This window comes from Methylobacterium sp. J-067, from assembly GCF_022829465.1.
Classification (GTDB): Bacteria; Pseudomonadota; Alphaproteobacteria; order Rhizobiales; family Beijerinckiaceae; genus Methylobacterium; species Methylobacterium litchii.
Window position 1 is genome coordinate 128,924 of the sequence record NZ_JAKSXZ010000108.1, and the last position, 24,566, is coordinate 153,489.

The window sequence follows — 24,566 nt, forward strand, 5'->3', positions numbered from 1 at the left end:
CTCAGCGGGGCGGGCGCGCCTCGTTCGTGGCGGGCGGCAGGGAGTTCGGGCTGCGGAGCACGATGAGCAGGCTCCCCACAACGGAGAGCCCGAGGGCGATGGAGAATAGGATGAAAATCCAGCGTGGCATCAGCGAGCCTTAGCACGGGCGGGGGCGATTGGTGCGCTGCACCCACTTTAATCCGTCGCGAAGGTCCAGATTCGTGACGGAAAGCGACGAAAGACGCATCTCGACGCATCCTTGGGGCGTTGCCAGCATTGAGCGTATCAGCTTAGACCTGTTCTAGTCGCGGCGGGTGTAACCCCTCCGCGCCGGCCTAGGCCGTAATGAGGAGGAAATTCATGCGTCAGCTCGTTCTCGGTGCCATCCTCGCCGCAATGATCCCCCTGTCGGCTCAGGCCCAGGATGCCGGCGATGCGGCAGCCGGTGAGAAGGCGTTCGCCCCGTGCAAGGCGTGCCACAACTTCCAAAAGAACGGCGTCGGGCCCGACCTGAAGGGCGTGGTCGGCCGCAAGGCGGGCACCTACGAGGGCTACAACTACTCGGCCGCCCTCAAGAATTCGGGCATCACCTGGGACGAGGCCAACCTGCATGAGTGGCTGAAGAACCCGAAGGCGAAGGTGCCGGGCACCAAGATGATCTTCCAGGGCTACCCCGACGACAAGAAGATCAACGACGTGATCGCCTACCTCAAGACCCAGTCTTAAGGCGTCCTGCCCGGTCCCCGTGGCCGGGCATCGTCACACCGCGCCCGGCCCCACGGCCGGGCTTTTTTGTGGGCGCGTCAGGTCGGCTCGTGGCCGCGCAGCCCGACGCGGAGCGACACGAGGTCCTGCAACAGGTCCTTGCGGCCCTTGATATCGAACCCGGTCATGCCGCCGGCCTCGTCGGGGATGCAGGCCAGGGTGCCGCGCAGGCGCTCGCCCGCCTCGGTAAGGAAGATGCTCACCTGCCGCTCGTCCGGCCGGTCGCGGGCGCGGCGGACGCGGCCCGAGGCTTCGAGCCGCTTCAGCAGGGGCGTCAGCGTGCCGGAATCGAGGAACAGCTTCTCGCCGATCTCCTTCACGGTGAGGCCGTCCTCCTCCCACAGCACCATCAGCACGAGGTACTGCGGGTAGGTGAGGTCGTAGCGTCCGAGCAGGTTGCGATAGGCCCGGCCGAAGGCATGCGCCGCCGCGTAGACCGCGAAGCAGAGCTGGTTGTCGAGCCGCTGCGACTCGTTCAGACCGGTCTCCCGCGTCTCCGGGCCGGTGTCGGTCTCGGTCGATGTTGCGCCTTGGCGCCGTGCGGCGGGCCCCGCCATTCCGTCTACCTCTCGAACATCCGCGATCGCGCGCCGTCCAGCCCCCATCCGCCATACGTAGACACTTGGCTGCGCTGGCACAATGAATTCAGTGGCAAGTCACGCCGCGTCAAGGGGGTTATCCATCAGCGGATGCAGATCTCGGACCATCGCCTTCAGGCGGTCGTCCAGAACGTGCGTGTAGATTTGCGTGGTCGAAATGTCCGCGTGGCCCAGCAGTTCCTGCACGATACGCAGGTCCGCCCCGTTGTGGAGCAAGTGACTCGCGAAGGCGTGGCGCAGAACGTGTGGACTAACCTTGTCCGCGCGAAGTCCGGCGGCGGAGGCGGCGTCCTTCAGGTCGCGCGCGAAGGCCTGACGGGTCATATGGCCGCTCTCGCTGTCCGCGGGGAAAAGCCACGGGCTGTCCTCCGGCACCGACGGCAGATGCGCGGCCATGGCGGCCCGCGCGGTCTCGGTGAGGGGCACCATGCGCTCGCGCCCGCCCTTGCCCTTCACCACGAGGAGCCGCGCATCGATGCTGGCGGCGGTGCGGGGCAGGGCCACGAGTTCCGAGACGCGCAGGCCCGTGGCGTAGAGGAGTTCGAGCAGGCAGGCCATCCGCCGCGCCCGCCGGGCGGGGCCGGGGGCTTGGTCGGGTAGCGCGGCGGCCTGCTGCGCTCCCGCGAGGAGGCGGTCCACTTCGGCCACCGACAGCACCTTCGGCAGGGGGCGGCCCTTGCGCGGCCCCGAAACCGGGGCGCTCGGGTCGGTCTCGGCCGCGCCTTCCGCGTAGAGGAACTTGTGGAAGCCGCGCACGCAGGACAGGCGCCGGGCGGCGGTGGAGGCCGAGAGCCCCCGGGTTTCGAGATCGGCCACGAAGCCGCGCAGGGTGGCGGTGTTGACGTCTTCGACGCTCAGCCCGGCGCGGGCGAGGTAGGCGAGGTAATCCGAGAGGTCCCGCCGGTAGGCGTCGATCGTGTTGGCGCCCGCGCCCCGCTCGGCCGCCAGCATCTCGAGGTAGTCGCCGACCTCCGGCGGAAGCGGACCCGCCGTCCCGCTCACCGGGGTGGCTGGAGCTTCGAGGCGGGGATGGACACGGTCATCTCCCGCGGGGTCGGCTTCACGAAGGTCGCCAGGGCGAACATGCCGGCGAAGACGAGGCCGGCGAGGATCGCGATGGTGGCGAAGAAACGGAACAGGGTCGGCACGTCGGTCGATCCTCGGGGCGGACGGGCGCGGGTCGGGAAGGCCGAAGGGCCGCCTTGCTGAGCCGCTACGGAAAGCCGGGTTGCACCATGCGAACGCGGCGCTGACAAGGCCGGCGGGGCCACAGGTTCCGGACGAACGGCGTGTTTCGCGCTGACCGTGAAACGCGCTAAGAGCCACCCGCAGGGTGCGGCACGTGTGGCCGCAGCCGGGGCGCTGCCCAAGGGCGACCCGGTGTCGGTGTCGAGTAGAATGTCTGTTGTGGGTCCGATGATCGAAACGGAGGCCGGCGAGCCTATCGAAGCGCGGCTGCGGCGGGGCCTCGGGCTCCGGTCGATCGTGCTCGTGGGTCTCATGGGCGCGGGCAAGAGCACCGTGGGCCGCCGCCTCGCGAGCCGCCTGGGCCTGCTGTTCAAGGACGCCGACAACGAGATCGAGGCCGCCGCCGGCCTCACCATCCCCGATATCTTCTCCATCTACGGCGAGCCGAGCTTTCGCGATGGCGAGGAGCGGGTGATCGCCCGCCTGCTCCGTGCCGGCCCTCTGGTCCTTGCCACGGGCGGCGGTGCCTTCCTGCGCGAGTCCACGCGCGAGCGCGTCCGCGAGCGCGGCGTCTCGGTGTGGCTCAAGGCGGATCTCGACGTGCTGATGCGCCGGGTGCGCAAGCGCGGCAACCGCCCCCTGCTCCAGACCGAGGATCCCGAGAGGACGATGCGGGCGCTGATGGAGATCCGCCACCCGGTCTATGCCGAGGCGGACGTGGTGGTCGTCTCCCGCGACGTGTCGCACGACCGCGTCGTGGACGACGTGATGGAATCCCTCGTCGCCTTCCTCGATCCGCCGCCCGCCCTGGCGGCCCAGTGAGCCGCCAGACGTGACCGAACCGCTCTCCGTCCATGTCGCCCTCGACGGCGGCCGCGATTACGACATCCTCATCGGCCGGGGCCTCGTGGCGCAGGCCGGCGCCCGCCTCGCCGCCCTCGGCGCCAGGGCGGCGGGGATCGTCACCGATACCAATGTCGGCGCCCTCTACGCCGCCGACCTCAAGGCGAGCCTGGAAGCCGCCGGGCTGCGGGCGGGCATCGTCGCCGTGCCGCCGGGCGAGGCGTCGAAATCCTACGCGCGCTTCGCGGAGGTCTGCGACGGGCTCCTCGCCCTCAAGATCGAGCGCAACGATCTCGTCGTGGCGCTCGGCGGCGGCGTGGTGGGCGACCTCGCGGGCTTCGCCGCCGCGAGCCTCCGGCGCGGCGTCCGCTTCGTGCAGGTGCCGACGAGCCTTCTCGCACAGGTCGATTCCTCGGTCGGCGGCAAGACCGGCATCAACTCGCCGCTCGGCAAGAACCTGATCGGCGCCTTCCACCAGCCGCGCCTCGTGCTGGCCGATACGGCGAGCCTCGACACGCTGTCGGAGCGCGAGATGCGCGCGGGCTACGCCGAGGTCGCGAAATACGGGCTGATCGCGGATGAGGCCTTCTTCGCGTGGTGCGAGGCTAACTGGCGGGGCATCTTCTCCGGCGGGCCGGAGCGCGACGAGGCGGTCGCCACCTGCTGCCGCGCCAAGGCGGGCGTCGTGATCCGCGACGAGCGCGAGGACCGCGAGCGCGCCCTGCTCAACCTCGGCCACACGTTCGGCCACGCCCTGGAGCGTATCACCGGCTATTCGTCCGAGCGCCTCGTCCACGGGGAGGGTGTCGCCATCGGCCTCGCCCTGGCCTTCCGTTTTTCGGCCCGGCTCGGCCTGTGCGCCGGGCAGGAGGCGGGGCGCGTAGCGAACCATCTGGCGCTCGCCGGTCTCCCCACCCGCCTGCAGCAGGTGCCCGGTGGCAGCGGCGACGCGGACGCGATCCTCGACGCCATGGCGCAGGACAAGAAGGTCCGCGACGGTGCGCTGACGTTCATCCTCGCCCGGGGCATCGGCCAGAGCTTCATCGCGCCGGGCGTCGACCGCGCGGCGGTGCGCGCGTTCCTCGAAGACGAGTTGGCGGCGCAGTGAGGCTTCCGCGCGTCTTGCTTTGAGCGGGGCGGGGGGCTATGAGCGTTCCCGCGTCCGAGCCCTGGGTTCGGCGGGTTGCCGGTGTAGCTCAGTGGTAGAGCAGCGCTTTCGTAAAGCGAAGGTCGGGGGTTCAAATCCCTCCTCCGGCACCACTTCTTCCCCCTCATTGCAGAATGTTGCGCCGGGCCGCTGAATTGCGGCGGAAACCGGGCCTGCGCTCGGTTTCGCCCCGAAACCGTCCGGTTGCGTCCCGGATCGATCACATCCACGCCCTGAAATCGCCCCTCCGGTTACGCTGATTGCGCCTCAGCGGGATCGTCGTCCCGCGACGAGGAGGATGGGCGTCCCGATGATCGACCGCATGCAGCCCGCCGCTGGCCCGACCCGGAGCCGCCGCCGTTCCTGCCTGCCGCCGCTTGGCCTCCTCGCGGCCGTGGTGGCCCTCGCCGCCATCGGCCAGAGCCGCGTCGCCGACCTGCCCGTGCCCCGCGCCGAGGAGCGGGTTGCCCTGCGGATGCCCGAGCCGGTGCAGGACGAGGCCCCGGCGCAGGCCGCGCCGATCCCGTCGCAGGACCTGCTCGACCCCTGGCACAGCGATCTCTCCGGCAAGCTCTCGCGCTGGGCCTGGACGGCCCCCGACGCCCCCGTCGCGGAGGAGGGGCCCGCTCCGGTTCCCCCGGCCGCCGAGGCGACCCCGCCGCGCACGGCCATGACGGTGCCCCTGCCGGTGCCGCGTCCGCCGGAATTGCGGGGCACCGCCCCCCGCCGCGCCGGCCGCGCCCCCGTCCGCCAGGAGGCGGCCCTGCCGCCGCAGCCGGCACCGGAGGACAACCGCTCCTTCCTCGAGAAGCTGTTCGGCGTCGAATCCTCGCCGGCCCGCGCCTACACGGCGCTGGAGACGAAGCCCATCGACCTCACCCCGCGCCCGCGCCTCAGCCCGCCGCTGGCCCCGCCCTCGGGTGACGGCGGCACCGCGATCTACGATATCTCAGCCCGGATCGTGACCCTGCCGAGCGGCGAGAAGCTCGAAGCCCATTCCGGCCTCGGCGAGATCATGGACGACCCCCGCCACGTCAACGTGCGGATGCGCGGGGCGACGCCTCCCGGCACCTACGCCCTGACCGAGCGCGAGCAGCCCTTCCACGGGGTGCGGGCGATCCGGCTCACGCCGGTCGGCGGGCCGGACGCGGTCTATGGCCGGGTCGGGCTCCTGGCGCACACTTTCATGCTTGGCCCGACGGGCGCCTCGAACGGCTGCGTCTCCTTCCGGGACTACAGCCGCTTCCTCGACTCGTATCTGCGCGGCGAGATCCGCCAGCTCGTCGTCGTCGCCGGTTCGGGCGGCGCCCCGCCGAACCTCGCCTCGTCCGGCGCGGTGCAGATGGCGCGCAACTGAGCGCGCTCAGTCCGACAGGCTGTCGAGGAACAGTGTCACCGCCAGCAGGTCCGCCGCCCCGCCGGGGCTGAGGCGGGCTTCCACGAAGGCGCGGTGGAGGGCGAGTGCCCGCTCCCGCCACCCCACCGCCCCGACCCCGCCCGCGTCGAGGAAGGCCCGCGCCGCGCTCTGGGCGAAGTCCAAGCCCTCCGGGCCGCCCCGGTGCAGCAGGTTGGTGTCGTCGAGTTCGGCCATCAGGGCGAACAGGCACTGGATCCGCGCCGCCTGCCCATCGCCCGGCGCGAGGTCGCGCCCCTGGCGAAGGGCCGGAAGGCCGACCTCCCGCACGGCGGGGAAGCCGGCCGCCGCCTCCGCGCTCGCCCCGCCGACACCGTAGCGCAGGGATGCCCGTCCGCCATGGGTGACGGGCGAGGCGGGCCGCCGGGCGATCTCGTTGCCCCAAAGGGCGCCGACCTGTTCGGCCCGCGCCTCGGCAGACAGGGCCATTTCGCCCGCCTGGCCGGCGGCGGCGCAGATCAGACCCAGGGAGAAGATCGCTCCACGATGGGCGTTGACCCCTCCGGTCGCGGCGAGCATCGCCGCCTCGGCGTCGAGGCCGATCCGGCGGAGGCCGGAGAGCGGGGCGTCCGCCGCGCCGGCCCGAACGAGGTCGGCGAAGAAGGGGGCGATGGCGCCGGCGCTGCGCCGAAGCGTCTCGGCGTCCATGTCGCGATGGCTGCCCGAATCGACGGGGCTGACGAGGCCCGGCTTCGGATAGGCCTCCAGTTCGTCGATCAGGGCGCGGTGGGCGAGGTCCGCGATGCGAGTGGCTGAGGCGGGATTCGGCACGCCGCCTCATACACCGCTTGAGCCCTCACGCACGATAACGCCCGTCTCCGCGATGATGGCAGAGGGGCGTTTTTTGCTCAGCGGGGCGGCGGCGGGGCCGAGCCCTGGCCGTTGCCCTGCTGCAACAGCGGGGTGATGCGCCGGACGGTGACGCGACGGTTCTCGCGGCTGGCGCCCTGCGTGTTCACCTTCAGGTACTGTTCGCCGTAGCCCTGGGTCGTCAGGTTCTCCGGCGGCACCTGGAACTGCTGCGTCAGCACCGTGGCCACCGATTGCGCCCGGCGATCCGACAGGGACAAGTTGTCGATGTCGGAGCCGACCGCGTCGGTGTAGCCCTCGATCAGGAACACTTCCTGCGGGTTGGCGCGGATCGCCTTGTTGATCGCGTCGGCGATCACCGAGAGGCGGCGGGCCTGATCGGGGGTGACGGTCCACGAGCCGGTGTCGAAATTGATCGTGTCGATGTCGACCGAGCGCATCCGGGCGCGCAGATCCGGGCTGTAGCGGATCTGGTCCAGGGTGTAGCGGCGGTCCACCGCGACGACCGGCGGGGCGGTCAGGGCCTCGTAGACGAGCCCCGGATCGGCCTGATCGTACTCGACCACGTAGCGGTCGCGCGGGATGCGGATGTCCGGCGGCGGCAGCACCACGACGTCGTCGTAGATCGGGCGCAGCGGGCCGGCGTAGCTGTTGTCGATGATGACGACCTCGCGCCCGTCCGGGAACCGGCGATAGCGGCGCAGCAGCCGGCCGTCGTCGTCGGTGACCGTGTAGATGCGGTCGCCGCCGGGGCGATCGATGTAGCTGATGTAGTCGTCGCCCCGGCGCTCGTAGCGGTAGCCACGGGGGTCGAGGTCGCGGAACCGCTCGTTCTCGTCGTGGCGGATCAGGTAGCCGTTCCGGTCCTGCACGATGACGCGGCCGGGCTCGCGGTAATAGGTGCGGCCGTCCGCGCTGAACTCGCGCCGGTCGCGGCGGACCTGCTCGTAGTCGCGCACCTGATCGTTCTCGCGGAAGCCGCCGGGGATGTAGCCGGGGCGTCCGGGCGCGTTGAAGTCGCTACGCGCGGCGCCGCCGGGGCCACCCCGGTCGTCGCGGAACTGGCCCTGGCCCGGCGGCTGGCCGGGGACTTCACCCGGCGCGCCGGGGGCCGCGTTCGGGGCCGGCTGGCCCGGCGGCTGGAACGGACGGCCGGGGACGCCGGGCCGCATGTTCGGCGGCAGCGGACGGTTCGGCTCGGCACCGGGCGCGCCCTCGGGGCGCGGGCCGGGCTGGCCGGGAGCACCCGGAGCGCCGGGCGCGGCGTTCGGGGCCGGCGGCGGCGCGTTGCGGTCGCCACCGGGGCGGGGGCCGTCGTCCGGGCGCTGCACGGGGCGGCCGGGCACGCCCGGTGCCGCGTTCGGAGCGGGCGGCTGCGCGTTGCGCTCGGCGCCGGGAGGCGCGCGGTCGGGACCGGGGCGGTTGTCGCGATCCTGCGGACCACGATCCGGGCCGGGACGGTCGGGACGGTCGGGGCCACCCTGCGGCTGCGGACGCGGCGGGGCCTGACGATCCTCGCGCGGCTCGGGACGCTGCTGGCGCGGCTCCGGTGCGTCCGGACGGGCATCCGGCCGACGGTCCTCGCGCGGCTGGCGCTGCGGCCGCTCGTCTTGTTGCTGCTGCCGGCGCTCGTCGCGATCCGGCCGCTGCTCGCGCTGCTGCTGCGGCTGCGGACGCGGCGGGGCCTGCCGCTCCTCGCGGGGCTCGGGACGTTGCTGGCGCGGCTCGGGTGCCTCGCGCGGCTCCGGCCGTTCGCGGGCGGCGGGCGGTGCGCGCTCGGGGCGCGGCTCGGGACGTTCGCGCTGGGCCGGTGCGGGACCGCCACGCTCGGGGCCACCCCGCTCGGGGCCGGGACCTGGACGAGGGACGCCAGGACCACCCGGTCCACCGGGGCCGCCATGACCGGGGCCGCCGGGTCCGCGCTCCTCGGGGCCCCCCTGGGCCACGACGATGCCTTCCGGCCGCGCGGCGGCGACCTGGGCGAGGGCAAGGGCGGGCAGGACGGTGCCGGCCAGGAGAAGGAGGCGGAAACGCTGCATCGGCATCTCGTTCAGTACGGGCGGTACCGAACTTCGCAGAGGCCGAATGGTTCCGTGTTCAGGGGGTCATGCGGGCCGGTACGGCCACCAGATCGGGGGCGATCACGCGGACGGCAACGTGCTCGCCCTTATGGATTTCCGCCGTGTCGACTTTTTCCTCGCCCGTCTTGCCGCCGTCGATCCCGGCGCGGCCCGCTGCGTCGGCGGCGAGTTCGGCCGCCGTCCGGTCGGCGCGGCCGACGAGGGTCAGGCGCACCTTGGGACGCGACAGGGCCTCGGCCTGCATCGGCGTGACGAAGATGTCCCCCTTGTGCCGCACGAGCATGCTCTCGGCCTTCACCAGGGATTGCGCCCAGGTCTTGCCGTCCGGCTTGCAGGAGCAGTTCGGCACGAAGGCCTTGCGGAACTTGAACGCGTTGGCGAGGCTCGTATAGGCGCGGCTGCCCTTCACGGTCGCCGCCTGCTTCAGCGCCTCGTCGCCATGCGGCATCGAATAGGCCACCGCCTCGGTGCCGGGGCAGAGGGCCTGACACATCTCGTCGGCGCCGCCGCGACCCTCCGGCAGGTTCGGCATCGGGAAGTAGCCGCCGTCGCAGGTGCGCACGCAGATCACCTGCCCGCCGCCCCTCGCGTAGCTCTCGCCCGTGGGCGCGCTCTCCCGCGCCGGGCAGGTACGGGCCACGAGGGACTGCAATTCGCGCTTGCGGGCGCCGTTGTCGTCGATCACCGCGCCGCCATAGGTGGCGTTGAGGGCGCGGATGCGCTGCTCCACCGCGCCGCATTGCGGGGGGCGGGTGTCGAAGAAGAGGAACTTGCCGCCCTCGCAATTGAGGCTGCGGAAGTATGTCTGCAGACGGCCGATTTCGTCCTGCAGGGCGCGGGTCGCGCTGGCCCCGGTCTGGATTGAGGCCAGCTCCGCCCGGTAGCGGCGGCACTCGGGGGATGGCAGTTGCGGCTGCGGCGCCACGGGCTCGACCCTCGCGGGCGAATCCGGCGTCTCCGGCATCGGCGACGGCAGGGCGGCGGCGGGGGCCGCGCCGAGCCCGACGACGAGCGCCAGCGCCGCCAGGACGTGGCGGGCCGGGCTGGCAAACGGCGTGGAACGCATCCGTGTCATCGCTGAAATCGCGCTCAGAATCAGGCAGCGACCGCGGCGCGGCCGGTTCGTGTTCGCGTGGGAGACGAATACAACATTAGTCCTCCTCGCAGCCGGGCGTCACCCCTCCTACATCCGTCCCCGTATCGTCACGGGGGAATTCGCAGCCCATGTTGTTTCGCAGTCTCACCCGGTTCGGTCTCGCCGCCGCGCTGGCGGTGTCGGCCGCCTCGGCGGCCCTGGCGCAGGATCCCGACCGGATCTTCGACAAGTCCACGGTGTGGCGTCCGCTGACGCCGAACGACAAGCTCGTCGTCTACGGGATCGACGATCCCGCCGTCACGGGCGTGGCGTGCTGGTACACGCAGCCCGAGAAGGGCGGGATCAAGGGCACCCTCGGCCTCGCCGAGGACGTGTCGGACATCTCCCTCGCCTGCCGCCAGACCGGCCCGGTGCAGTTCAAGCAGAACAACCTGAAGCAGGGCGAGGTGGTGTTCAGCGAGCGTCGCTCGCTGATCTTCAAGTCGATGCAGATCGTCCGCGGCTGCGACGCGGCGCGCAACACGCTGATCTACATGGTCTATTCGGACAAGGTGATTCAGGGTTCGCCGAAGAACTCCACCTCGGCGGTGCCGCTGGCCCCCTGGGGCACGGAGCCGGCCGCCAAATGCTCCGACTTCGTGAAGTGACAAGCCTGCCGATCAATCCTGGCAGGTGATGCGGATCGGGCGGTCGGCCGGCTTGGTGACGGCCGGCTGCTCGATGGCGCCGGTATACTCGTCGGCGGCGGCGGTGCCGTAGGAGCCGGCGGAGGCGAAGCCCTGGGATTCGCACCACGCGTTGGCGACGACCTGCCCGCACTCGCTGCCCGGCGAGGTCAGGCAATCGGCCACGCCGTAGCCGTCGCTGGAGGGGATCAGGAAGGTCTTCTCGACATGGTTCGCCGCCATGCGGGGCGTCTCGCCGTCGCTGCCCGCGAGGGCCTGCCCGGCGAGGCCGAGCGCCGTAAACGCGGCAATGGCAAGGGATCCGGCAGCTTTGCGTCGCATGGGGTTTCCTCTGTCACGGGAACGGTGACGTGACGATCGCTGAGGGGACGGTCGGAGAGGAGCGTTAAGGAACCCTTACGCCCCTGCGCGGTCCCGCCGCCCGTCTCTCTTCTCGAAATCCTCACCCTTTTGCGTTAGCCCCATCGGGCGCCAAACACCGTCGCGGCGGTGCAACAGGCGTGCGGGCCGAGCCCGGCGGATCGCCACGGTTTCGCCGCGCCGCCGCCGGACGGCCGCCTCGCCCCCTCTGGGGGAGGGGTCATGGGGAGATCGGTCGCGAGGCAGGGCGGCCGGGAGGAACGGGGTTTCATGGCGCCGATGTTGCGGCTCTACAACACGCTGACCGGCCAGAAGGACGCCTTCCGCCCGATCGATCCCGGCAACGTGCGCCTCTACGCCTGCGGACCCACCGTCTACGACGCCGCCCATATCGGAAATGCCAGGCCGATCATCGTCTTCGACCTGCTGTTCCGGCTGCTGCGCCACCTCTACGGGCCGGCGCACGTCACCTACGCCCGCAACGTCACGGACGTGGACGACAAGATCAACGCCCGCGCCGCCGAGCGCGGCATCACCATCCGCGAACTCACCGACGGGACGCTGGCGCAGTTCCACAGGGACGTGCGCGACCTCGGCATCCTGATGCCGGACGACGTGAACCGGCCGGGCGAACCCCCGCGCTTCATCGAGCCCCGCGCCACCGATCACATTGCTGAGATGACGGCGATGATCGAAGGTCTGGTCGCGGCGGGCCACGCCTACGTGGCGGACGGGCATGTCTTGTTCGACGTGCCCTCCATGCCGGATTACGGCCGGCTCTCGAAGCGGCCCCTGGACGAGATGGAGGCCGGCGCCCGCGTCGAGGTCGCTCCTTACAAGCGCTCGCCCCTCGATTTCGTGCTGTGGAAGCCCTCGAAGCCGGGCGAGCCCTCGTGGCCGTCGCCCTGCGGGATCGCGGCGCCGGGACGGCCGGGCTGGCACATCGAGTGCTCGGCCATGTCGGCCAAGCACCTCGGCCAGACCTTCGACATCCATGCGGGCGGGATCGACCTGATCTTCCCCCATCACGAGAACGAGGTGGCGCAGTCGCGCTGCTGCTTCGGCACGCCGGTGATGGCCAACGTGTGGATGCACAACGGCTTCCTGCAGGTCGAAGGGGAGAAGATGTCGAAGTCCCTCGGCAACTTCATCACCATCCGGCAGGTGCTGGACGATTGGCCGGGCGAGGTCGTGCGCCTCAACATGCTGAAGACGCATTACCGCCAGCCGATCGACTGGACCCTTCGCGGGCTGGAGGAATCCAGCCGGATGCTGGACCGCTGGTACGCCACGGCCGGCGATGCCGAGCCGGCGGGCGGTATGCCGGAGAGCGTGCTCGCGCCGCTCCTCGACGACCTGAACACCCCGGCGGCCATGGCCGAGCTGCACAAGCTGACGGCGCCGGAAGCCCTGCGCGCGGCGGGCACTATCCTCGGCTTCCTCCGGCAGACCCGCTCGGAGCGCGAGGATTCCCGCGTCGCCGCCTCCGGCATCGATGTTGCTGCGGTCGAGGCGCTGATCGCGGCCCGCAAGGAGGCGCGGGCGGCGAAGGACTGGGCGGCTTCCGACCGCGCCCGCGACGCCCTGGCGGCGATGGGCGTGGCGGTGAAGGACAACAAGGACGGCACCACCACCTGGACCGTCGCCGGCTGAGCGCGGATCACTCGGGAGCACGCATTTGCGCATCGTCGGTAGGGTCCGCCTCTGTCTGGCGGCGGTCATGGCGGTCTTGTCCGCCTCACCCGGACACGCCATCGACGGCGGGTCGGTGGCGGGCGGGGATGCCCTCGCCCAGGCCACGGTCGGCCTCGGCACGATCACCAAGCCGGAGGACGCGCTGCGTCTCACCCGCTGCTCCGGCGTCCTCGTCGCGCCGGATCTCGTGCTGACGGCCGCCCATTGCGTGAACGGCGATCCCCTCGGCGCCCTCGTCGTGTTCTTCAAGGGCGGCAACCCGGTTCGTCCCGTTTACGCGGCGAAGGTCGCGGCCCGCTACAGCCCCGATCCCGGCGAGATGCTGCCGAACGCGGCGCCGGACATCAGCATCGCCGACCTCTCCGTCGATCTCGCGGTCCTGCGCCTCACCGAGCCGGTGCGCGGGCGCCGTCCCGTGCCACTGGCGAGCGACCCGAGCCGCGTGCCGAAGCACCTGCGCTTCGCGGGCGCTGGCCTCTCGCGCACGGGCGTCGGCCGCCTGCGCACGGCGGGGCTGACCCCGGTGGCCTCGACCAGCACTGGGCTGACCATCGCACGCGTCGATGGCGGCGGCCGGATCTGCCTCGGTGATTCGGGCGGCCCGGTCGTCGCGACGGATCGGGGCGGCACCTATGTCTGGGGTGTGGCGAGCGCGGTCATCTCGCAATCGGCGCCCTGCGGCAGCTACGTCATCGTCGCCCCGGCGGCGCAGGTCTTCAGCGGCTCGGGCGTTCGCTGACGCGTATGAAAAAGCCCCGCGCGGCGGAAGGCCGGCGGGGCGTTCGAGGCTGGGTAAGGAAAGGCGGATCAGACCGCCATGCGCTCCTCGCCGTCCATCGGCTCGCGCAGCACGTAGCCGCGGCCCCAAACGGTCTCGATGTAATTCTTGCCCTGGCTGGCGTTGGCCAGCTTCTTGCGCAGCTTGCAGATGAAGACGTCGATGATCTTCAACTCGGGCTCGTCCATGCCGCCGTAGAGATGGTTGAGGAACATCTCCTTGGTGAGGGTCGTGCCCTTCCGCAGGGAGAGGAGTTCCAGCATCTGGTACTCCTTGCCGGTGAGGTGGACGCGGGCGCCGCCGACCTCGACGGTCTTCTGATCGAGGTTCACGATCAGGTCGCCCGTGGTGATGACCGACTGGGCGTGGCCCTTCGACCGGCGGACGATGGCGTGGATGCGCGCCACAAGTTCATCCTTGTGGAACGGCTTGGTGAGATAGTCGTCGGCGCCGAAGCCGAGGCCCTTCACCTTGTCCTCGATGCCGGCGAGGCCGGACAGGATCAGGATCGGGGTCTTCACCTTCGCGACGCGAAGGTTGCGAAGCACCTCGTAGCCCGACATGTCGGGCAGGTTCAGGTCGAGGAGGATGATGTCGTAGTCGTACAGCTTCCCGAGGTCGATACCCTCTTCCCCAAGATCAGTCGTGTACGTGTTAAAGTTCTCGGACTTCAGCATCAACTCGATGCTTTGCGCCGTAGCGCTATCGTCCTCGATCAGAAGTACCCGCATCGTCGGTCCCCAGCCCAGCCGGCCGTATCAGTGCGCGCACACGTCCCCGTCGACAGCCTGCCACCGGCCTGTGGACAGGCGCCCCACCGCTCTTGACGTGAAACGCTATGAGTTAATCGTTAACAAAACCTGATTCCCGCCCGCAAGCTCTTACTTGCGCGATCGACCAGCTTGGCCGGAGAAATTTCCCCCGGCATCGATGGCGGAACGCCTCGGCGTCCCCTCGACCGCGGTGCGTTTCGCCCGCGACACGACTCTAAGTGCTTCGACCGCAACGATCCGGCGCAGAGGCGTCACCCACCTGCCACACCCCGACGGCAATGCGTGGGGGAGGGGGCAGGAAAGTCGGCCCGCACCAGGCCGCTACAAGCCCGATGACCGCAGTGTTAAGGAGGCGGGTAAACGAACCGTTGAGGACGAGGCCGTTGGCGAACGAGCCGGCAAGAACCGTTGCGAATTTGTCGGCGGCGATCGGCGGCCTGGAGCGGGTCGAAACGCTGTCGACCTACGGCCGCGTCGTGGCCATTCGGGGCCTTCTGGTCGAGGTCGCCGGGCCGGTGGCCGCGATGCGCCTCGGCGGGCGCCTCGATATCGAAGGCGCGGGCGGGCAGGGCACGATCCCCTGCGAGATCATCGGCTTCCAGGGGGACCGGGCGCTGGCCATGCCCTTCGGCTCCCTGGAGGGCGTGCGCCGGGGCTGCCCCGCCTTCGTGCGCGACGAGGCCGCCGGGGCGATCCGCCCCTCAGGCGACTGGCTCGGCCGCGTCATCGACGCCCTCGGAAGACCTGTGGATGGGCTCGGGCCGCTGACGCAGGGCGGGCAGATCTACCCGTTGCGGGCCGATCCGCCGCCGGCCCATGCCCGGCAGAGGGTCGGGGCGCCCCTCGATCTCGGCATCCGCTGCATCAACACCTTCCTCACGATGTGCGCCGGGCAGCGCATGGGCATCTTCGCCGGCAGCGGCGTCGGCAAGTCGGTGCTGCTCTCCATGCTCGCGCGCTACACGGCGGCGGACGTGGCGGTGATCGGCCTCGTCGGCGAGCGGGGACGCGAAGTGCAGGAGTTCCTGCAGGACGACCTCGGCGCGGCGGGCCTCGCCCGCTCCGTCGTCGTGGTCGCGACCTCGGACGAGCCGGCGCTGATGCGGCGCAACGCGGCCTATGTAACTTTGTCGGTTGCCGAGCACTTTCGCGACCAGGGCGCGCGCGTGCTGTGCATGATCGACTCGATCACCCGCTTCGCCATGGCCCAGCGGGACATCGGCCTCGCGGCGGGGGAGCCGCCGACCGCCAAGGGCTACACGCCGACCGTCTTCTCCGAATTGCCGCGCCTGCTCGAACGGGCCGGGCCGGGGGTCGGGGCCGGCACCATCTCGGCTCTCTTTACAGTGTTGGTCGAGGGCGACGACCACAACGAGCCGGTGGCGGATGCCGTGCGCGGCATCCTCGACGGGCATATCGTGATGGAGCGCTCCATCGCGGAGCGGGGGCGCTACCCGGCGATCAACGTGCTGCGCTCGGTGTCGCGCACCATGCCGCGCTCCTGCGACCCGGGCTACCTCCCGGTGGTGCGCCGGGCGCGGCGGGTCCTCTCCACCTACGCGGACATGGAGGAGCTGATCCGGCTCGGCGCCTACCGCGCCGGCTCGTCCCAGGAGGTCGATGAGGCGGTGGCGCTCATGCCAGATCTTGAGGCTTTTCTGGGGCAGGGTAAGGAAGAAGCAACGTCCATCAGCGATGGTTACGCACGGCTCGCCCAGATCGTCGGGGGAGCCTGAACGAGTCGCGCATCGGGCGGCAATGGCCGGCGCGCACCGCGTGGAGTGAGCGTCCCTCAATGAAATCGCGTGACACGCTGATCCGCCTGCGACGCTTTCAGGTCGATGAGAAGCGTCGCCGCGTGACCCAGATCGAGATGATGATGGCGGACTTCAACCGCATGGCGACCGAACTTGATCGGGAAGTCGCCATGGAGGAGTCCCGCGCCGGCATCACCGACGTCGGTCACTTTGCGTACCCGACCTATGCCCGCGCGGCGGCGACCCGACGGGACAACATGCGCCAATCGGCCCAAGCCCTCGAAGGCCAGTTGGCCGAGGCGAAGGCCGAGCTCGGCGAAGCCTTCGAGGAGTTGAAGAAGGTCGAGATCCTCGACGACCGCGAGCGGTCCGCCGAGCGCGCTGCCGAGAATGCCCGCGATCAGGCGGCCATGGACGGAATCGGCCTCAACCGCGCCCGCGCTTGAGCCTGCACGAAACCGTCACGATCGGATGACATGGGAGCGCGCCGGCAACCGGGTCCACCGGGTTGCGGCGCGCCGCTTAGTGGCGCATCAGGGGCCGTTCCCGAGGCGTCATCATCCATGAAGAAGCTCAGCGAGTTCCTCTGGCCGCTCATCGGCCTCGCGGCCGTCGCGATCTCGGGCTATTTCCTGTATCAGGAGCTCAAGACCACCTCGATCTCGGCGATCGGCGACGCGATCCTCGCGATCCCGCCTCACCGGATCCTGCTCGCGGCGCTCTCGACCCTCGTCGCCTACGCCGCCCTGGCCTGGTACGACCGGATCGCGCTGCTGCATCTGGGCGTGCGCCACATCTCGTGGCTGTTCGTCTCGCTCTGCTCGTTCACGACCTACGCGCTCTCGCACAACATCGGCGCCTCGGTCTTCTCCGGCGCCCTGGTGCGCTACCGCGCCTACACGGCCAAGGGCCTCACGGCGGCGCAGGTGGCGGTGCTGGTCGCCCTGTGCTCCTTCACCTTCTTCCTCGGCACGGTGTTCCTCGGCGGCCTGACGCTCGTCATCGACCCCGAACTCCTCACCCGCCTCGACGGCAAGCTGCCGACCTTCCTCACCGATCCGAAGACCGCCTATATCGTCGGTGCCGGCATGCTCGCCTTCGTGGCGCTCTACGCGGCGGGCTCGATCCTGCGGCTTCGGCCGCTGCACATCCGCTCGTTCAAGCTCGAATATCCCCGCCCCGGCATCATGGCGCGCCAGCTCCTGGCGGCGCCCCTCGAACTGCTCGGCGCGGCGGGCATCATCTACTTCGCCCTGCCGGATGCCATGAACCCCGGCTTCATCCCGGTGCTCGCGATCTTCCTCGCCTCGTTCTCCGTGGCGCTCGCCTCGCACGCCCCCGGCGGCCTCGGCGTATTCGAGATCGTGTTCATCACCGCCATGCACATTACCGACGCCGCCCAGAAGGACGCGGTGATCGCGGCGGTGATCGTGTTCCGCATCTTCTACTTCTGGATTCCGGCGCTGATCTCGATCGTCGTCGTGGTGGCCTTCGAGCGCTCCCGTCTCGCCGCCGCCATCGGCACGGCCGCCCATCCGAGGCCGCCGAAGCCCGTGCCGGAGGCGCCGGTCTCGGTGCCGGGCCTGGATGCCCACGAACTGGAGCGGGACCTCAAGCGCAAGGCGGTCTGAGCGCGGCTCAGGCCACGTCGCGCAGGCGGGGCGCCGGGGCGACGGCTCCGGCCGACACCCCACCGCCCGCCCGCTTGACCCGGTACGAGGCCTCGTCCGCCCGGCGCAGCAGGTCTTCCAGCTGCGCCCCCCGTGCCCCGGCGACGGCATAGCCGAGGCTCACCCCCACGCTCAGGCCGCGCCCGTCGATCCGCATCGGCTCGCGCAATTGCCCGTGGATCCGGTCGGCCAGATCCTCGGCCTCCTCCGGCCGGCGGACGGCCCTCTGCAGCACCACGAACTCGTCGCCGCCCATCCGGGCCACCGTTGCGTCGGCGGGCGCGGCCATGACGAGGCGCCGCGCAACCTCGGCCAGGACGGCATCGCCCGCCGCGTGGCCGAAGCGGTCGTTGATGCCCTTGAAGCCGTCGAGATCCAGGCAGTGGATCGCGACCAGCGGACCGGTCTCGGTCTCGTGGCGCGCGAATGCCCGGCGCAGGCCGAGCCGGTTCTCCAGGCCCGTCAGCGGGTCTTTGCGCGCGAGCCGGGCCATGTCGATCCGCACGGCGACGTGCCGCACGGCGGTGGAATGGGCGTGGCGTACGCTCTCGAAGGAGCCGATCAGGAAGACGAGGAAGATCAGGGCGATCACCCGGTGGGGCGTGTCGTCCCATGACGCCGCCGCGCTCACGGCCGGCACGCCCGCCACGAGCAGGGAGGTGATCGCGATGCCGGGCCGAACCGCCACGCGGGCGACGATGCCGGAGCTGTAGCCGAACAGCATCCCGGTCGCGAGCAACTGAAGCTGGAGGCCGGACTGGCGGAAGACGGCGAAGGTCACGGCCCCCACCGCCGAGGCCATCCCGACGGTCACGACGAGATGCGCCGCCTCGAACCGCGCGGCCATCCGCGCATCGGGGATGCCGTTTCGGGCCATGCGGACCTGCACCGCCATCACCACCAGTTTTCCGAGGCAGGCGAGGCCGCCCCAGATCGCGGCGGCCAGCAGCAGGTCCGTACCGATGGCGGCATGGATGAACAGGCTGACGCCAACCAGCGTCACGCCCATGATGCTGGTTGGAACCAGCGAATAGGCGAGGTCCGCCACCAGCAGCGCCCGCACTTCCGGCGTCTCGCGGAACGTGTCCTGGCGGGTGATCTCCACGGACAAACCCTCTGACTGCATGCAATGGCCGATGCAGTGAAGGAGCCATCCTACGTATTAAGGATTGATTTCTCCGCTATAGACACGGTTAAATTGCGCTAGGCCTTTGCAACTTGTTGTTGTGCCTGCACGGATACAACGCATCTTACCGAATCCCGATCTGACAGGGAACGGCTCTCAGATCGAGCCGACCGTCCGCAGCCGGGCGCGGGGATGGATCTCGGCCTGGCTCATGACCGGGGTCTCTCGGCGGAACCGCTCGATGATCGAGCGCACGAAGGGCCGGGACTGCGCCGAGGTCACGAGGACCGGCATCTCGCCCATGCGCGCGGCCGATTCGAACCGGTCGCGCACGGCGTTCACGAACTCCGAAAGCTTGGAGGGCTGCATCGCGAGGTAGCGTTCCTCGCGCTCGCCGATGATCGAGTCCGCGAAGGCCTGCTCCCAGGCGGGGGACAGGGTGACGATGGGCAGGGCGCCGTCCGGCCCCTGGTACTGGGCGCAGATCTGGCGGCCGAGGCGGGCGCGGACATGCTCCACGACGTCGCGCGGGTTCTTCACGCCCCCGGCGACCTCCGCGATGCCCTCCACGATGGTGCCGAGATCGCGGATCGAGACCCGCTCGGACAGGAGGAATTGCAGCACGCGCTGGATGCCGGTGGTGGAGATCTGCGACGGGCAGACCTCCTTGAGCAGGTCGCCGTGCTCCTTCGGCAATTCGCGCATCAGCTTCTGCACCTCGACATGGTTCAGAAGCTCGGAGACATGCGCCTTGATGACCTCAGTGAGATGAGTCGAGACGACGGTGGCGGCATCCACCACCGTGTAGCCCTTGAGCTGGGCGTCGTCGCGCAGGGAGGCGTCGATCCAGGTCGCGGGCAGGCCGAAGGTCGGCTCCAGCATGTGCTGGCCGGGCAGCTGGACCTGCCCGCCCATCGGGTCCATCGCCATGAACTGGCCCGGGAAGATCTTGCCTGTGCCGGCCTCGATCTCCTTCACCCGCACCACGTAGGCGTTGGCGTCGAGCTGTACGTTGTCGAGGATGCGCACCGAGGGCATCACGAAGCCGAGTTCGGCCGCCAGCTGGCGGCGCAGGGCCTTGATCTGGTCGGTGAGCCTGTCCTGCCCCTCGCCGTTCACCAGCGGCAGCAGGGCGTAGCCCATCTCCAGTTTCAGGTCGTCGAGCTTCAGGAGGTCGGTGACCGTCTCCTCCTTCGCGGCGGCGCCGCCGGGTGCGGGCTCCACCGGCTTGCCCTGCGCATCGACAACCGGCGCCTCCTTGGCCGTCTTGTTGAGCTTCCAGGCGGCGTAGCCCGCTCCCCCGCCGAGCAACATGAAGGGCAGGATCGGCATGCCGGGCAGGAGGCCGATCAGCAGCATGACCGCTGCCGACATGCCGAGGGCCTTCGGGTAGTTGGCGAGCTGCTTGCCGAGCGCCTTGTCGGCGGCGCCGCGCACGCCGGCCTTCGAGACGAGGATGCCGGCGGCCGTCGAGACGATGAGCGCCGGCACCTGGCTCGCGAGTCCGTCGCCGATGGTGAGCAGGGTGTAGCTCTTGGCGGCGTCGCCGAAGCTCAGGCCCTGCTGCGCCACGCCGATGATGATGCCGCCGATGACGTTGATGAAGGTGATGAGCAGCGCCGCCACCGCGTCGCCGCGCACGAACTTCGAGGCGCCGTCCATGGCGCCGAAGAAGGCCGATTCCTCTTCGAGGGCGGCGCGGCGGGCCTTGGCGGCCTTCTCGTCGATGAGCCCCGCCGAGAGATCGGCGTCGATGGCCATTTGCTTGCCGGGCATCGCATCGAGGGTGAAGCGCGCCGCGACTTCGGCGATGCGCCCCGAGCCCTTCGTAATGACGACGAAGTTCACGATGATGAGGATCGCGAAGACGATGATCCCGATGAGGAAATTGCCGCCCATCACGAACTGGCCGAACGCCTCGATGACGTGGCCGGCGGCGGCGGTGCCCTCGTGCCCGTGGCCGAGGATCAGCCGCGTCGAGGCGAGGTTCAGGGCGAGCCGCAGCATCGTCGCGATGAGCAGCAATGTCGGGAAGACGGTGAATTCCAGTGGGTTGTCGATCGACAGCCCCACCATCATGATCAGCACCGACAGGATGATCGACACCGCCAGCAGCAGATCGAGCAGCACCGAGGGCAGCGGGAAGATGAGCACCGCGAGGATGCCGAGCACGCCCGTCGCGAGGAACAGGTCCGACCGGCGCGAGAGCGCCTGAAGGTCGCCCCGGCTCGGCAGGCCGATCTGGCCGAGGAACGCCGCCGCGCCGCCGATCCCCCCACCCGTCGGCGTGGCCACCTCGCTCATTCCGCTCCCCCGCCGGGCCCCGCCCGTCCCACCCGGCAAGATTTGCCGGGCGGATGGTTAGCGGCCCGTTAACCGGAACCGCGCGCCGCCCCGGGGTTTGATCGGGCAGGATCGAAGGAGGCTTTATGCCGGACCGCGCCGTCACCGCCCTGTTCGAACGCTACGCGGATGCGCAGGCCGCCGTGGAGCGCCTCGAAGCCCTCGGCATCCCCCATGCCGACATCGCCATCGTCGCGAGCCATTCCCCCGATGCGCCCGACGTCTCCGCGCCCGGCACCGCCCCGGTGGCCGGCGAGGCCGAGGCCAACGCCGCCGGGACGGGGAATGCCGGAACGGCCGGGACCGGCGCGACCGTGGGCACCCTTCTCGGCGGCGGCGCGGGGCTGCTCGCCGGGCTCGGGATGCTCGCCGTTCCGGGCGTCGGGCCGGTGGTGGCCGCCGGCTGGCTCGTCTCGGCCCTGACCGGCGCGGGGATCGGCGCCGCGGCGGGCGGTCTCGTCGGAGGGCTCACGGGCGCCGGCATGAACGAGACCGAGGCGGCGGCCTATGCGGAGGGCGTTCGCCGGGGCGGCACCCTCGTGACGGTGCGCAGCGAAGCGGGCCGGGCAGATCAGGTGATCGCGGCGCTTAAGGAAGCGGGCTCGATCGACCTCGACGAGCGGGCGGAAGGCTGGCGCGCCGAGGGCTGGACCGGCGGCACGGCAGGGGACGAGGCCGAGAAGGCGCCGCATCAGGTCTTCGGCGGCAACCGGCCCTAGGTGGGCGCTACCTGCAGGAGGGCGTGGCGCTCGGACAGGATCCAGATGATCTTGCAGTTCTGCCCGGGCAGGCTTTCCGATTGTAGGAACACCTCCGTCCCGTGCGGCGCCGTGAGCCAAACGGATCTGCTTAGATCTCTGGTGATCACGATTTCTTGGCCCGCAATCACGATCCGCGCCCGGATCGGCGCCGGATGGCCGGAGAGGTACATGACGGTGAGGGCCAGCGATTCGAACCGCCGGGTGGTCCGAAACCGGATTTCGTGATTGCCCGCGCCGACAATGCTGAAGCCGTCGCCGTCACGGAACGCGTGCCAATGCGCGCCCTCCTCGCCGTCAATGGACAGGATTTCGAACCCCATCGCCGTCGCGGCGCCTTCGACCTGCGCCGGCATGGCCTTCAACGGCGCGACCAGCGACTCCGTCAGGGCGAAGGGCTGCCCGGCCCGCAGGGCGTGGCCGTCACGAATATTGTGAAAACGCCAGCTATTTAGGTATCGTATGTCCGTCGTCATGTGCAGGCCCCGGATCGGGCCCGAGGCCGAGGACAGCACGACCCGGCAATGGGCGTCCCGCCCTTCCTTCACGCCGAACTTGGTGACGAAGTTCTGCGTTTCCGGCAGGAGCTTCACACGCTCCTTCGCGCCCCACAGGTGCAGGAAGGTCGTGTCCAGGCCGTAGGTCACGCGGAAATCGGTGCCGACGCGGCTCTGGCAATCGCGGACATGGGCCGCGAAATCCCGCCACGCCTGCGCGGTGCCGGCGATGAGCCCGGCTTGCAGGGCGCTGCCGTAGAGATGCACCACCTCGTCCCGCACCATCTGCGTGTGAACCTGCCTGAGCGGGCCGATCAGCGGGTCGGTGACGAAATCGCAGAGATAGGCGTCCTTGCAGACATGGATGTCGTGGCCCTCGACCAGTGAGAACAGGTCGAACGTCTCGCTCGGAAACCAGATGTCGGCGTCGTAGAGGGCGATCTTGCTCAAGCCGGGATTGAGATCGCAGATCCGCGCGACTTCGAGATAGCGCCCCACCGGCAAGGAGGGCTCCTCGGCCAGCACCACGTTGACGTGCTGGCCGCGCAAGATGTCGATCTTCCGCTGGGACAGGCCGAAGCCGATCACCGCGATGTGGCCCCGGTAATCCCCCTGCCGCAGCGAGAGGATGAAGGGGACCAGCATCTCGTACCACGCCCGGTCGTTGTCGTTGATCGCGACGCAGACAGCGTGTTCGCCGGGATTCATTCCAATTCACCGTGCCGGATGCGCTGCTAAGTTGTAAGCTGTGAAAGCAACAACTTGTACTGTATTGGCGCGCTCGGCGCAGTGTAATCCGGGTCTATTCCTCCTTCAAGCCGCTCGGGGGTCGTTCATTCCATCAGCTTGCGGACGAACAGGGCCGCGGCGAACAGGAGCGCCGCCCCCGCCGCGATGAGGCTGGTCATCAGCAGACGCCGGGGCTGGGTGGAGGATTCCGCTCTGACCGGCTGGACGATGGGGCTGAAGAACTCGATCTGCCGCGCGGCCACGATGCGGGCGCGCTCGTGGGCGGCCAGCACCAGCTCGTAGTACTTCGTCGCGTTCTTGCGCTCGTTTTCCAGGGCCTCGAACCGGGTCAGCGCCTCGGACAGGACGCGCTTCTGTTCCGGATCCTGGGTCGCCGAGGCCTTCTCGATCCGCGCGACGTTCTCGTCGATGTCGCGGATCTGCTGCTTGAGGTCCATGATCCGGCGGGATTCCGGCCCGAGGTCGCGCTGGCCGATGGCGAGCTGCACCGCGAGGTTGATGCGGTTCGCCCGCAACTCCGAGATGACCTTGAGGTTGGCCTCGTTGCTCTTCTGCGCGTCGAGGACGCCTTCGCGGTTGCGCAGGTCGCGCACGGCGAGGCTCACCTTCCGCAAGCGCTCGTCGGCGAGCTTCAACTCGCGATCGCTCTCCGCGAGGGCGTCGTTGCGGGCGGTCATGCTGAGTTCGTTGACCATCCGCTCCGCCTCCTTGAGGACGGCCTTGGAGATGGCCAGGGACTCGTCGGGGTCGAACGCCTCGACCCACAGGCTCATGATGCCGGAGGAGGATTCCACATCCACCTCGACCCGCTGCTTCCAGTATTTGATGAACTTCTCGATCGGCTTGTCGGCATCGAACCGCGACAGGAAGTCGATGCTGTCGCGGCTGAACCATTCACGCACCGGCAATTGCTTCTCGATGGTCTCAACCATCGGCCGGCTGAGAATGTAGCTGTAGGTGATCAGCGTATCCTGCGCGATCATCTGCTGCGGCACGCCGGCATTGGTGCCGACCGAATCCGGCGTCGCCTTCTCGGCGCTGCCGATGGCGGGGCGGATGGCGAAGCGCGCCTCGGTGACGTAACGGTCAGACGCGATCAGCCCGTAATAGATCGCACCCGCGAGGGCGGGCAGCACGAAGCAGATCACGAACAGGACCGGCACCCAGGGGTCGCTCTTGACGTGGCTCTGGTACGACCGGATGCCCTTGCGGCGGTCGGCGAAGCGCGACATCCGCGCGAATTGCCGGAGCGATTCCGCGATCTGCTGCTGCCGGTCGGCCGGCGTGAGCGGCCTGCCCTCGGGCTTGCCGATCTCCATGTTCATCGAGTGATTCCCGATCTGTCCGAACGTCCGGCGCCGACACGATGGCCGGCCATCGACCCCTGCAGCGATCTGCCTTGCCAGGACCTCACGGCAAAAGCATGTCGGCGCAGCGCAGCGCAGCGC

At 69.9% G+C, this 24,566-nt stretch carries 24 protein-coding genes and 1 tRNA gene; 12 read left to right on the forward strand and 13 right to left on the reverse strand.

What is annotated here, in order from left to right:
* Nucleotide 1 precedes the first annotated feature (1 nt).
* Nucleotides 2–130: a hypothetical protein gene (locus tag MKK52_RS26965; protein WP_279597836.1), complete on the reverse strand. Its 129-nt coding sequence runs from the start codon at nt 128–130 to the stop codon at nt 2–4.
* A gap of 212 nt (nt 131–342) precedes the next feature.
* On the opposite strand from MKK52_RS26965, the gene MKK52_RS14565 reads away from it, so the two are divergent.
* Complete coding sequence (locus tag MKK52_RS14565; RefSeq protein WP_243954937.1) at nt 343–708, forward strand: c-type cytochrome; 366 nt, start codon at nt 343–345, stop codon at nt 706–708.
* Nucleotides 709–785: 77 nt separating this feature from the next.
* On the opposite strand, the gene MKK52_RS14570 is transcribed toward MKK52_RS14565, so the two are convergent.
* The 3 genes from MKK52_RS14570 to MKK52_RS14580 form a co-directional block, all read right to left on the reverse strand.
* Nucleotides 786–1,304, reverse strand: coding sequence for a MarR family winged helix-turn-helix transcriptional regulator (locus MKK52_RS14570; RefSeq protein ID WP_243954939.1), 519 nt, complete (start codon nt 1,302–1,304; stop codon nt 786–788).
* A gap of 99 nt (nt 1,305–1,403) precedes the next feature.
* Nucleotides 1,404–2,348 carry a site-specific tyrosine recombinase XerD gene (locus tag MKK52_RS14575; RefSeq protein ID WP_313898757.1) on the reverse strand — a complete coding sequence of 315 codons (945 nt, stop codon included), beginning with the start codon at nt 2,346–2,348 and terminating at the stop codon, nt 1,404–1,406.
* On the reverse strand, nt 2,345–2,494 hold the full coding sequence (locus tag MKK52_RS14580) for a histidine kinase (RefSeq protein WP_243954941.1): 150 nt from the start codon (nt 2,492–2,494) through the stop codon (nt 2,345–2,347). The genes MKK52_RS14575 and MKK52_RS14580 overlap by 4 nt, the downstream gene beginning before the upstream one ends.
* Nucleotides 2,495–2,762: 268 nt before the next feature.
* On the opposite strand from MKK52_RS14580, the gene MKK52_RS14585 reads away from it, so the two are divergent.
* From MKK52_RS14585 to MKK52_RS14600, 4 genes are all read left to right on the forward strand, one after another.
* Nucleotides 2,763–3,356, forward strand: coding sequence for a shikimate kinase (locus MKK52_RS14585; RefSeq protein WP_243954943.1), 594 nt, complete (start codon nt 2,763–2,765; stop codon nt 3,354–3,356).
* 10 nt (nt 3,357–3,366) lie between these two features.
* On the forward strand, nt 3,367–4,485 hold the full coding sequence (gene aroB / locus MKK52_RS14590; protein ID WP_243954945.1) for a 3-dehydroquinate synthase: 1,119 nt from the start codon (nt 3,367–3,369) through the stop codon (nt 4,483–4,485).
* 77 nt (nt 4,486–4,562) lie between these two features.
* A tRNA-Thr gene (locus tag MKK52_RS14595) sits at nt 4,563–4,637 on the forward strand.
* 197 nt (nt 4,638–4,834) lie between these two features.
* Nucleotides 4,835–5,881: a DUF2778 domain-containing protein gene (locus MKK52_RS14600; protein WP_243954947.1), complete on the forward strand. Its 1,047-nt coding sequence runs from the start codon at nt 4,835–4,837 to the stop codon at nt 5,879–5,881.
* A 6-nt stretch (nt 5,882–5,887) separates the two neighbouring features.
* On the opposite strand, the gene mdcB is transcribed toward MKK52_RS14600, so the two are convergent.
* From mdcB to MKK52_RS14615, 3 genes are all read right to left on the reverse strand, one after another.
* Nucleotides 5,888–6,709, reverse strand: a complete 822-nt coding sequence (mdcB, locus tag MKK52_RS14605) for a triphosphoribosyl-dephospho-CoA synthase MdcB (RefSeq protein ID WP_243954949.1) — start codon at nt 6,707–6,709, stop codon at nt 5,888–5,890.
* Nucleotides 6,710–6,786: 77 nt separating this feature from the next.
* Nucleotides 6,787–8,787 carry an OmpA family protein gene (locus tag MKK52_RS14610; RefSeq protein WP_243954951.1) on the reverse strand — a complete coding sequence of 667 codons (2,001 nt, stop codon included), beginning with the start codon at nt 8,785–8,787 and terminating at the stop codon, nt 6,787–6,789.
* Nucleotides 8,788–8,845: 58 nt separating this feature from the next.
* Nucleotides 8,846–9,895, reverse strand: a complete 1,050-nt coding sequence (locus MKK52_RS14615) for a DUF2865 domain-containing protein (RefSeq protein WP_243954954.1) — start codon at nt 9,893–9,895, stop codon at nt 8,846–8,848.
* A gap of 158 nt (nt 9,896–10,053) precedes the next feature.
* Here MKK52_RS14615 and MKK52_RS14620 point away from each other — a divergent pair, with 158 nt between their 5' ends.
* The gene (locus MKK52_RS14620; protein WP_243954956.1) at nt 10,054–10,572 is read left to right on the forward strand and encodes a CreA family protein; all 519 of its coding nucleotides are present in this window, start codon (nt 10,054–10,056) and stop codon (nt 10,570–10,572) included.
* 12 nt (nt 10,573–10,584) lie between these two features.
* On the opposite strand, the gene MKK52_RS14625 is transcribed toward MKK52_RS14620, so the two are convergent.
* Nucleotides 10,585–10,932, reverse strand: coding sequence for a hypothetical protein (locus MKK52_RS14625; RefSeq protein ID WP_243954958.1), 348 nt, complete (start codon nt 10,930–10,932; stop codon nt 10,585–10,587).
* Between the two features lie 309 nt (nt 10,933–11,241).
* Here MKK52_RS14625 and cysS point away from each other — a divergent pair, with 309 nt between their 5' ends.
* Complete coding sequence (gene cysS, locus MKK52_RS14630; RefSeq protein WP_243954960.1) at nt 11,242–12,624, forward strand: cysteine--tRNA ligase; 1,383 nt, start codon at nt 11,242–11,244, stop codon at nt 12,622–12,624.
* 67 nt (nt 12,625–12,691) lie between these two features.
* A complete protein-coding gene (locus MKK52_RS14635; RefSeq protein ID WP_243954962.1) occupies nt 12,692–13,405 on the forward strand; it encodes a S1 family peptidase in 714 nt (237 codons plus the stop codon).
* A gap of 68 nt (nt 13,406–13,473) precedes the next feature.
* On the opposite strand, the gene ctrA is transcribed toward MKK52_RS14635, so the two are convergent.
* Entirely contained in the window at nt 13,474–14,175 is a 702-nt protein-coding gene (gene ctrA, locus MKK52_RS14640; RefSeq protein WP_238250123.1) for a response regulator transcription factor CtrA, read from the reverse strand.
* A gap of 425 nt (nt 14,176–14,600) precedes the next feature.
* On the opposite strand from ctrA, the gene fliI reads away from it, so the two are divergent.
* From fliI to MKK52_RS14655, 3 genes are all read left to right on the forward strand, one after another.
* Complete coding sequence (fliI, locus tag MKK52_RS14645) at nt 14,601–15,953, forward strand: flagellar protein export ATPase FliI (RefSeq protein WP_243954964.1); 1,353 nt, start codon at nt 14,601–14,603, stop codon at nt 15,951–15,953.
* A gap of 59 nt (nt 15,954–16,012) precedes the next feature.
* On the forward strand, nt 16,013–16,420 hold the full coding sequence (fliJ, locus tag MKK52_RS14650; RefSeq protein WP_243954966.1) for a flagellar export protein FliJ: 408 nt from the start codon (nt 16,013–16,015) through the stop codon (nt 16,418–16,420).
* Nucleotides 16,421–16,537: 117 nt separating this feature from the next.
* Entirely contained in the window at nt 16,538–17,605 is a 1,068-nt protein-coding gene (locus MKK52_RS14655; RefSeq protein WP_243954968.1) for a lysylphosphatidylglycerol synthase domain-containing protein, read from the forward strand.
* A gap of 7 nt (nt 17,606–17,612) precedes the next feature.
* On the opposite strand, the gene MKK52_RS27130 is transcribed toward MKK52_RS14655, so the two are convergent.
* Both MKK52_RS27130 and flhA read right to left on the reverse strand, forming a co-directional pair.
* Nucleotides 17,613–18,749 (reverse strand): GGDEF domain-containing protein, encoded by a 1,137-nt coding sequence (locus MKK52_RS27130; RefSeq protein WP_243954970.1) that lies wholly within the window; start codon nt 18,747–18,749, stop codon nt 17,613–17,615.
* Between the two features lie 177 nt (nt 18,750–18,926).
* Nucleotides 18,927–21,074, reverse strand: coding sequence for a flagellar biosynthesis protein FlhA (gene flhA, locus MKK52_RS14665; protein WP_243954973.1), 2,148 nt, complete (start codon nt 21,072–21,074; stop codon nt 18,927–18,929).
* A 125-nt stretch (nt 21,075–21,199) separates the two neighbouring features.
* On the opposite strand from flhA, the gene MKK52_RS14670 reads away from it, so the two are divergent.
* Nucleotides 21,200–21,832: a hypothetical protein gene (locus tag MKK52_RS14670; RefSeq protein WP_243954975.1), complete on the forward strand. Its 633-nt coding sequence runs from the start codon at nt 21,200–21,202 to the stop codon at nt 21,830–21,832.
* Here MKK52_RS14670 and MKK52_RS14675 read toward each other — a convergent pair.
* Nucleotides 21,829–23,076, reverse strand: coding sequence for a hypothetical protein (locus tag MKK52_RS14675; RefSeq protein WP_243954977.1), 1,248 nt, complete (start codon nt 23,074–23,076; stop codon nt 21,829–21,831). The genes MKK52_RS14670 and MKK52_RS14675 overlap by 4 nt on opposite strands.
* Before the next feature lie 125 nt (nt 23,077–23,201).
* Nucleotides 23,202–24,443: a capsule biosynthesis protein gene (locus MKK52_RS14680; RefSeq protein WP_243954979.1), complete on the reverse strand. Its 1,242-nt coding sequence runs from the start codon at nt 24,441–24,443 to the stop codon at nt 23,202–23,204.
* Nucleotides 24,444–24,566 lie beyond the last annotated feature (123 nt).

Excerpts from the sequence above, each read along its gene's own strand:
- MKK52_RS26965 (WP_279597836.1), bottom strand. The coding sequence starts at position 130 with ATGCCACGCTGGATTTTCATCCTATTCTCCATCGCCCTCGGGCTCTCC.
- MKK52_RS14565 (WP_243954937.1), top strand. The coding sequence starts at position 343 with ATGCGTCAGCTCGTTCTCGGTGCCATCCTCGCCGCAATGATCCCCCTG.
- MKK52_RS14570 (WP_243954939.1), bottom strand. The coding sequence starts at position 1,304 with ATGGCGGGGCCCGCCGCACGGCGCCAAGGCGCAACATCGACCGAGACC.
- MKK52_RS14585 (WP_243954943.1), top strand. The coding sequence starts at position 2,763 with ATGATCGAAACGGAGGCCGGCGAGCCTATCGAAGCGCGGCTGCGGCGG.
- MKK52_RS14600 (WP_243954947.1), top strand. The coding sequence starts at position 4,835 with ATGATCGACCGCATGCAGCCCGCCGCTGGCCCGACCCGGAGCCGCCGC.
- MKK52_RS14610 (WP_243954951.1), bottom strand. The coding sequence starts at position 8,787 with ATGCAGCGTTTCCGCCTCCTTCTCCTGGCCGGCACCGTCCTGCCCGCC.
- MKK52_RS14615 (WP_243954954.1), bottom strand. The coding sequence starts at position 9,895 with ATGCGTTCCACGCCGTTTGCCAGCCCGGCCCGCCACGTCCTGGCGGCG.
- MKK52_RS14620 (WP_243954956.1), top strand. The coding sequence starts at position 10,054 with ATGTTGTTTCGCAGTCTCACCCGGTTCGGTCTCGCCGCCGCGCTGGCG.
- MKK52_RS14625 (WP_243954958.1), bottom strand. The coding sequence starts at position 10,932 with ATGCGACGCAAAGCTGCCGGATCCCTTGCCATTGCCGCGTTTACGGCG.
- cysS (WP_243954960.1), top strand. The coding sequence starts at position 11,242 with ATGGCGCCGATGTTGCGGCTCTACAACACGCTGACCGGCCAGAAGGAC.
- MKK52_RS14635 (WP_243954962.1), top strand. The coding sequence starts at position 12,692 with ATGGCGGTCTTGTCCGCCTCACCCGGACACGCCATCGACGGCGGGTCG.
- ctrA (WP_238250123.1), bottom strand. The coding sequence starts at position 14,175 with ATGCGGGTACTTCTGATCGAGGACGATAGCGCTACGGCGCAAAGCATC.
- fliJ (WP_243954966.1), top strand. The coding sequence starts at position 16,013 with ATGAAATCGCGTGACACGCTGATCCGCCTGCGACGCTTTCAGGTCGAT.
- MKK52_RS14655 (WP_243954968.1), top strand. The coding sequence starts at position 16,538 with ATGAAGAAGCTCAGCGAGTTCCTCTGGCCGCTCATCGGCCTCGCGGCC.
- flhA (WP_243954973.1), bottom strand. The coding sequence starts at position 21,074 with ATGAGCGAGGTGGCCACGCCGACGGGTGGGGGGATCGGCGGCGCGGCG.
- MKK52_RS14670 (WP_243954975.1), top strand. The coding sequence starts at position 21,200 with ATGCCGGACCGCGCCGTCACCGCCCTGTTCGAACGCTACGCGGATGCG.
- MKK52_RS14675 (WP_243954977.1), bottom strand. The coding sequence starts at position 23,076 with ATGAATCCCGGCGAACACGCTGTCTGCGTCGCGATCAACGACAACGAC.
- MKK52_RS14680 (WP_243954979.1), bottom strand. The coding sequence starts at position 24,443 with ATGAACATGGAGATCGGCAAGCCCGAGGGCAGGCCGCTCACGCCGGCC.